5 protein-coding genes are annotated in these 7,033 nt (G+C 69.8%); 2 read left to right on the top strand and 3 right to left on the bottom strand.

What is annotated here, in order from left to right:
- Together AB0389_RS36015 and AB0389_RS36010 are read left to right on the top strand one after the other, a co-directional pair.
- On the top strand, nt 1-1,245 hold a 1,245-nt coding region (locus tag AB0389_RS36015), incomplete at its 5' end, for a polymorphic toxin-type HINT domain-containing protein (protein ID WP_366399789.1).
- Between the two features lie 16 nt (nt 1,246-1,261).
- Nucleotides 1,262-1,501 carry a hypothetical protein gene (locus AB0389_RS36010; protein WP_366399788.1) on the top strand — a complete coding sequence of 80 codons (240 nt, stop codon included), beginning with the start codon at nt 1,262-1,264 and terminating at the stop codon, nt 1,499-1,501.
- 93 nt (nt 1,502-1,594) lie between these two features.
- Here AB0389_RS36010 and AB0389_RS36005 read toward each other — a convergent pair whose 3' ends face one another.
- The 3 genes from AB0389_RS36005 to AB0389_RS35995 are packed head-to-tail and all read right to left on the bottom strand — an operon-like array spanning nt 1,595 to nt 7,028.
- Nucleotides 1,595-4,138: a galactose oxidase-like domain-containing protein gene (locus AB0389_RS36005; RefSeq protein WP_366399787.1), complete on the bottom strand. Its 2,544-nt coding sequence runs from the start codon at nt 4,136-4,138 to the stop codon at nt 1,595-1,597.
- Entirely contained in the window at nt 4,135-5,529 is a 1,395-nt protein-coding gene (locus AB0389_RS36000; RefSeq protein WP_366399786.1) for a glycosyltransferase, read from the bottom strand. Before AB0389_RS36000 ends, AB0389_RS36005 begins: the two co-directional genes overlap by 4 nt.
- The gene (locus AB0389_RS35995; RefSeq protein ID WP_366399793.1) at nt 5,526-7,028 is read right to left on the bottom strand and encodes a phospholipid carrier-dependent glycosyltransferase; all 1,503 of its coding nucleotides are present in this window, start codon (nt 7,026-7,028) and stop codon (nt 5,526-5,528) included. Before AB0389_RS35995 ends, AB0389_RS36000 begins: the two co-directional genes overlap by 4 nt.
- Nucleotides 7,029-7,033: the final 5 nt, after the last annotated feature.

The raw sequence follows: 7,033 nt of genomic DNA, 5'->3' as shown, positions 1-7,033 counted from the left end.
TCCGAACCCTGCGGCAGCTTGTGCAAGATCGGCGGCTTCTTCAAGAAGTACAAGACGGAGATCATCACCATCACGGTCGAGGTCACCGTCGGCGTCGCCTGCGGCGCCGTGGCGGTCGGAGCCGGAGCGGTCACCGGAGGAGTCGGCGCAGTCGCCGTCGGAGCCAGCTGCGGCGCCATAGCCGGCGCGGCAGGAGCCGCCGTCGGCAACGCCATGAACCCGGACGCCGACCACAGCATCGCCGGCTACGGCACCGCCATCGGCAAGGGCGCCCTCATCGGAGGCATCAGCGGCGCAGCAGGTGGAGCACTCGGCAACGTCGCCGCCAAGGGAATCAAAGCCGTCGGCTCAAAACTCATCAGCAGAACCGGCAAAACCGGCGGAGCAGGCGGAGCCAAGGCCGGCGGCGCCACAGCAGGCACCAAAGCGGCGGCAGCAAAACCGGTCCAGGCATGCTTCCTCGCCGGCACCCCCGTCCTCCTCGCCGACGGCACCACCAAAAACATCGAGGACATCAAGGTCGGCGACCAGGTCCTCGCCACCAACCCCGCAACCGGCGAAACCAGCACCCAGCCCGTCACCGAACTCCTCCCCAGCGAGGGCGACAAAGAACTCAACAAGCTCACCATCGCCACCCCCGACGGCAACAAGAACATCACCGCCACCGCCGAACACCCCTTCTGGGCACCCAAAGAAAACGCCTGGATCAACGCCGCCGACCTCAAACCCGGCACCACCCTCCACACCCCCAACGGCACCACCGCCAAGATCGTCCACAACCAGCCCTACACAGACCACGTCCGCACCTACAACTTCAGCGTCGCCAAACTCCACACGTACTATGTACTCGCAGGCAAGACGCCGGTCTTGGTGCACAATACGTGCGGGGAAGCCCGATTCAGCACGGGTTCCAACGGTGTCACCGAAGATCTGGCCAACCCTCTGCCCGCGCGCGGCGGCTACGTAAAGCCGCCAACGCTTGAGGGGGGAAGGATGAACATTGTGGGCAACAAGATTTGGGGGAACAGTGACCCCGGAGAACTCATTGGAACGCGCACGCCGGAATCCCTCCGTGGCCTTGCCAGCCGGGGCGATGCAGAGAAGCTCCAGGACTTCTATCAGGGGGCCGTCAACGCGGGCAAGGGCGGCGCGGCCGGACGCGGAGCGCAGAACTCCAGGTCGCCCGTGAACACCGCAAGAAACCGTGTGCAACTGTTGCAGGAGATCATTGATGCCTGGAGATAGTGGGGAGGATTGTTCGATGATGAAAATGAAGCTCGCTGCGACCGATGGGCCCGCACGAGTTACGTTCGAGCCGGGTGGGGTCGTCTTTGCTCTCGCCGCTGAGGAATTCGTCACGTTGCAATTCGATCCGAGCCTTGCTTCCTCCGTAGAGATCAATATCTGGCCGAATGGCATATCAGTCTGGCTGCCCTACCCGGGACAGTCGGACTACGTTATTCTAGACTCCGACGATCACGAAGTGGCCCGCCTGTGGTGATTTGTAGCGAATGATCCGAAGCTGACGACGCGCCACGGAGGACCGGTCCGCGATGGAATCTAACTGACTGCGGCGCCAGGTGGCTCAAAGAGGCTAATGATTGTGTGCTCCCTTCACACCGCCTCCCCTTACGTCGCCCTTTCCGCACGCCACCCCGTCCCCGCCTCTGTCCAGCCCCAGCGGGTCGTCCTTGCCGTTGAGCTTCAGGCGGCCGTACGCGTGCGCGGCCAGCCAGTCGCAGCGGGCGGCGGGGGTGGCGAGGCTCTCCGGGAAGGTGGTGGGGACGCAGACGTCCGGTGGGCCGTAGTGGCGGTCGCAGCCTGCGACTTGGGGACTGACCGGGGCCGATGTGCGGCGCTTCTGCGGTTTTTTCGCGGGCTTCGCCAGGTCCGTTGCGAAGTCGTGGATGTGGGCCGAGGCCGGTGGGCTCTCCGCCCGGGCCGCCGCGCCCTGCGCGCCGCCCAGGTGGATCCATTCGGCGACCGACGGGACACCCGCCGCGTCGACCGCGAAGAGCATGTACCAGCCGGGCGGGGCCAGGTTGGGGTTGCTGGTGATGTTGAGGTCGATGGTGCGGGGGTCGTCGGGGTCGACCGTCAGTGGCAGGTCCACGAAGCGCTGGTTGGGGTCGGAGGAGTGGGTGACGGCGGCCGGGCGGATCAGTTCGGCCTTCGCGATGGGGCGGTCGACGGTGATGCGCCGGGTGTCGCCGTACAGCCACTGGTTGCCCGCGACCGAGGTGATCTCCGGGCGCGGGCCCTTGAGGAGGTACGGCGGGGTGTAGAGCGAGACCTTGTGGTTCCAGGTGCCGTTGCCCGGGTTGTCGCCCGTCGCCATCACCCGGCCGTCCGGCAGCAGGAACGCGGAGGAGTGGTAGCCGCGCGCCTCCGGGTCAGGGGCCACCGGGGTGAAGGTGTCGGTGGCCGGGTCGAAGAGGGACGAGGAGAACACCGGGTTGGCGCGGTTGTGCAGTGCGCCGCCCGTCTCCAGTACCTTGCCGTCCGGCAGCAGCACCGCCGAGCCGTACATCTTGCCCTGCGCGCCGGTCTGCGGCTGCGGGCCCGCGGCCCCGCCCAGGTCCACCGTGCCCTGGGGGAGCAACGGGCCGTGCGTGTAGGCGGGGTTGGGCTGCTTGAGGTCGATGAGGTCCGTCAGGCGGTTCGCCTCCGGGTTCGAGTCGATGTTGCCGCCGCCGATCGTCAGCACCCGCTGGTCCTGTGCGGGCGGCAGCAGCACGCTCGCCGACTGGTCGCGTTCGTCCTTGTTCTGGAGCCCGGCGACATCCGTCACCGTGTTCGCGTCGTAGTCGTAGATGGACGCGCCCGTGCCCGGGGTGCCGTTGCCGAAGACATGGCTGCCCGAGTAGAAGAGCCGGCCGTCCTGCATCAGGATCATCGACGGGTACAGCCCCCAGTACGACCACGTCTGGTTGACCTGCCAGAGCGGCAGCCACTTCTCCTCGGCCGCCGACCAGCGCTCCGCCGTCACCGAGCCGCTGGAGTCCTCGCGCAGCCCGCCGAAGGACATCACGTCGCCGTTGCCCATGACCGTGGCCGACGGGTACCAGTGCCCGTCGTTCATGTCGTTCGTCTTCGTATACGTCTCGGTCGCGGGGTCGAAGACGTAACTGTCCTTGTAGCCCTGGTAGCCGACCGTGCCGTCCGCCGACGGATAGCCCTTGTTGCCGCTCATCACCAGCACCCGGCCGTCGGAGAGCTGGACATGGCCGGAGCAGAACATGTCGTCGGGCGTCGGGATCGTACGGTACGAGCCGGTCGCCGGGTCGTAGACGGCGGAGGTGAACGTGCCCGCCTCGAACATGTCGGTGTCGTTCCCCGAGCCGGCGATCAGCAGCACCTTGCCGTTGTTCAGCACCACCGAGTGCATCGAGCGCACCGGGTTGTCCACCGGCAGGACCTCCCACTTCCCGTCGGCGCACTCCTCGGCCGTCCCCGTGCACACCGGGTCGGGCGGTTCCGCCGTGACCTCCTCCATCGCGTAGTCGTCGGTGGTCACACTGCCCGTGCCGTAGACGGAGACGCCCCAGCTGATCCGGTCGGTGCCGGGCGGGACCACCGGGGTACGGACCGACGCCTGCTGGTAACCGGCGCTCAGATCAAGGGTCTTGAGGTCGGTCCAGTACTGCCAGCCCGCCACCGTGTCATGGCGGAAGAGGGTGATCGCCGCGTCCGGGGTGGTCGACCTGTACCAGACGGAGAGGTCGTACTGGGCCCCCTCCGCCACCCCCGGCGCGCACGCCGCCGACTCCGTGATCAGCGCTTTGCGGTCGCCGTCGACGCGGCGCGTCAGCTCGACCTTGAGCGCCTTCGTACCGGAGTGGGCGTCGGCGACGACGTCGAAGGTGAAGTCGTTGTCGCCCCAGCCGGACCGCTCCCAGCAGTACGGCATCCCGTCCGCGCCGGTGCCGGCCGTCTCGAACCCCGGGTTCTTGATCAGGTTCGGGCCGGCGACGGCGGGGTGCTGGGCGCCGAGCAGCAGACCGCCGGTGAGGGCGGTGACGGCGAGGAAGGCGGTACGAGTGCGGCGGGAGGGGCGGGGTCGGCGGGAGGGGCGAGGGGCGCGTGAGGGGCGGGAGAAACGGAAGAGGCCGGGACTTGCGCCGGTACGTCTTCTCATCGGCTCGCCTCGCTCACCGGCTCCATCCGGTCGGCGTTCGCGCCGGGCTTGCCCGTACGCACCACCGTTCCACGCTCTTTGCGCTGCCGCTTCGGCAGGTACACCAGCGCCTCCGTCCCCGCGAACCGCAGCACGAACGTCGCCAGCAGCCCGCACACCGTCGCCGGCAGCACCCCCATCCCGGCATACGTCACCAGCAGCGCGATCAGCGGAATCCGCAGCAGCAGATCCGCGTTGGCGAGCAGCGCGAAGCGGCCCACCCGGTCCGCCCAGTGCCGGTGCGCCCGCCTGCCCCGGAACAGCAGCACCTCGATGAGCAGGAAGTTCCACGCCACCCCGAACTGGTTGGCCACCACCTCGGCCGGCAGATAGTGCGCCCCGGCCGCTGTCAGCCCGTACAGCGCGAGCAGGTTCGGTACGAAGCCGGTCAGGCCGATCAGCCCGAAGGCGGCCATCCGGGCGGCGGGGGCGGCCGTCCGGAGTTCGACCAGGTGGCGCAGGAAGCGCAGGCCCTCCCGCACCGTCGACTTCGACTCGCCGGCGAACCGGTCGCCGAAGACGAACGGCACTTCGGCGGGGCGCTCGGGGCGGCAGCGTACGGCCAGTTCCAGCAGGATCTTGTAGCCGAGCGGACGCAGCACCTCCGCTCCGGCCGAGGAGCCCGCTCCCGCCGAGGAGCCCGCCCCCGCCGAGGAGCCCGCCTCCGCTCCCGCCGAGGAGCCCAGCTCCCTCGCCACGGCGGACCGTCTGATCGCGAAGAAGCCGCTCATCGGGTCGCTGATCCCGCGCAGCCGGCGCGGGAAGAGCGCCTTCGTCAGCCATGTCGCGGAGCGCGAGACGGCGATACGGTAGCCGCCCGCCAGCCCGGCCCGGCTGCCCCCGTCGATATAACGGCTGGCCACGACGAGATCGGCGCCCGCGCGCTCGCCGGCCTCGACGAGGTCGGGGACGAGCGCGGGCGGGTGCTGGAGGTCGGCGTCCATGACGACGATCCAGTCCGATCCAGCGGCCTTGAGGCCCTCGACGACGGCGCCGCCGAGTCCGCCCACCGGCTCATCGCGGTGCAGGACGTTGACGGGGAACGGGCAGTCCAGCGCGGCCGACGCGATGACGGCCGGGGTCTCGTCCGTCGAGTCGTCGACGAAGAGGACCTCGCAGGGCAGCCTGGCCGGTACGGCGTCGGTCAGCCGGCGCAGCAACTCCCGTACGTTCCCTGCCTCGTTGAAGGTCGGGATGATGACGGTGACGGCGCCCGGCTCGGCGACGGCCGTCGCCTCCAGCGCGCCGAGGCCGAGGATCGACTCGCCCCGCGCACCGCCGCTGCCGCTGCCGCTACCGCTGCCGCCCGCACCCGACAACTCCGCTCCCTCGTCCTCGGAAAGATCACTCATCGCTCGTCCCCTCCCACGATCTGCCGGATCTCGATCCGGTCCTCGCCGTCCCCGAAGACGGCCACAGCGGTCGAATGGTCCAGCGCCGCCCGCACATTGGGCAGGTCGCGCGCGTCGCGCCGTACGGTCGGAGAGGCGACCACATAGTCCAGGTCGCGCCAGCCGCCCGGCATGGTCTTCGTGACCGCCGGGTCGAGATCCGCCTTGTAGAACCAGATGGCGCCCAGGCCCGGTTCGTAGCCCGCGTGCACGAGGTCGAGCCAGAGCGCGTCGTCCACCAGCACCCGCGCCCGGGCCGGGTCCGCCACCTCGGCCGCCATCCAGCCGGCCGCCGCGCGGTACGACGCGTTGTCGTCGGCGGTCAGCGCGGTGCGGTCGCCGTCGTACCAGCGCGGTACGACGAGTACGGCGGCGGTCGCGGCCAGCGCCACCAGGGCCGTCCACCGTACGGCGAGCGGCCCGCGGCCCTCCCCGGGGCGGCGCCACTTGCGCAGGACGGCGTGGCTGACGGAGGCCGCCGCGCCCGCCAGGACCAGCGCCAGGAACGGCAGCCCCTGGATGATGTACATCGCGGGCAGATAACCGGACGGGCGCAGCGCCACCGCCGTGAGGATGACCACCGCGAGCGCGGGCCCCGCCAGCGCCCGCGCCGTGACCGACCAGCGCAGCGTCGCCACGAGCAGGACGGCCGCCGCGATCCCGCCGAGCGGCAGCACGCGGTCGTAGTAGAGCCAGGACTGGAGCACCCCGTACGAGCCGGAGCCCGGGTCGAGTACGAAGCCGGAGCCCGGCCGGCTCATCTGGTACGTCACGCCGTCCCAGAGCGAGACATGCCCGCCGCCCGGCGCCAACTCGCCCTTGAGCAGGGCGAACAGCGGGTACGAGAGCCCGATCAGCACACACGCGGTGATGGCGCCGGTCAGCGCGAACTTGCGGGTGTCGCGGTGGCTGTTGCGCCACATCGTGACGAGCAGCGCGGGCAGGACGACCAGCATGGTCTCCTTGGTGAGCACGCCGACGGCGGCGGCGATGCCGGCCGCGAAGTGGTGCCACAGATGCCGGTGGGGCGATGCCGCGAGGCAGAACGCGAGCAGCGTCCACATGACGGCGATGTTGTCGAGGAAGATCTCCCGCTGGAGCACCACGGAGAGCGGCGACAGCCCGAACAGCGCCATCGCGAGCCCGGCCGCCCAGCGCGGTAGCAGCAGCCGCCGGGCGAGTACGTAGAGGAGGACGGCGCTGGCGGCGCTGACGAGCAGCATGGCGCCGCGCATGGTCGCGACGGTCATCGAGTCGGGCGACAGGAGCGCCGGCAGCCAGGTCAGGAAGGCGATCTGGAGCCAGCCGAGCGGCGGATGGTCGTACCAGTACGTGTAGTGGGCGAGGCCGCGGCCCTCCTGGACGGCCCACGCCTGGGCGAGGTAGGTGCCCTCGTCGTCGCTGAGCGTGGGGTAGTTCTGGATGTTCCAGCCCTGGACGGCGAGGATCGCGAGGAGCAGGACGC

The sequence above is a fragment of the Streptomyces sp. NPDC093109 genome (genome assembly GCF_040701725.1).
Classification (GTDB): Bacteria; Actinomycetota; Actinomycetes; order Streptomycetales; family Streptomycetaceae; genus Streptomyces.
The sequence above is the reverse complement of the archived record's forward strand: the minus strand, read 5'-3'. Positions and strand labels throughout refer to the sequence as shown.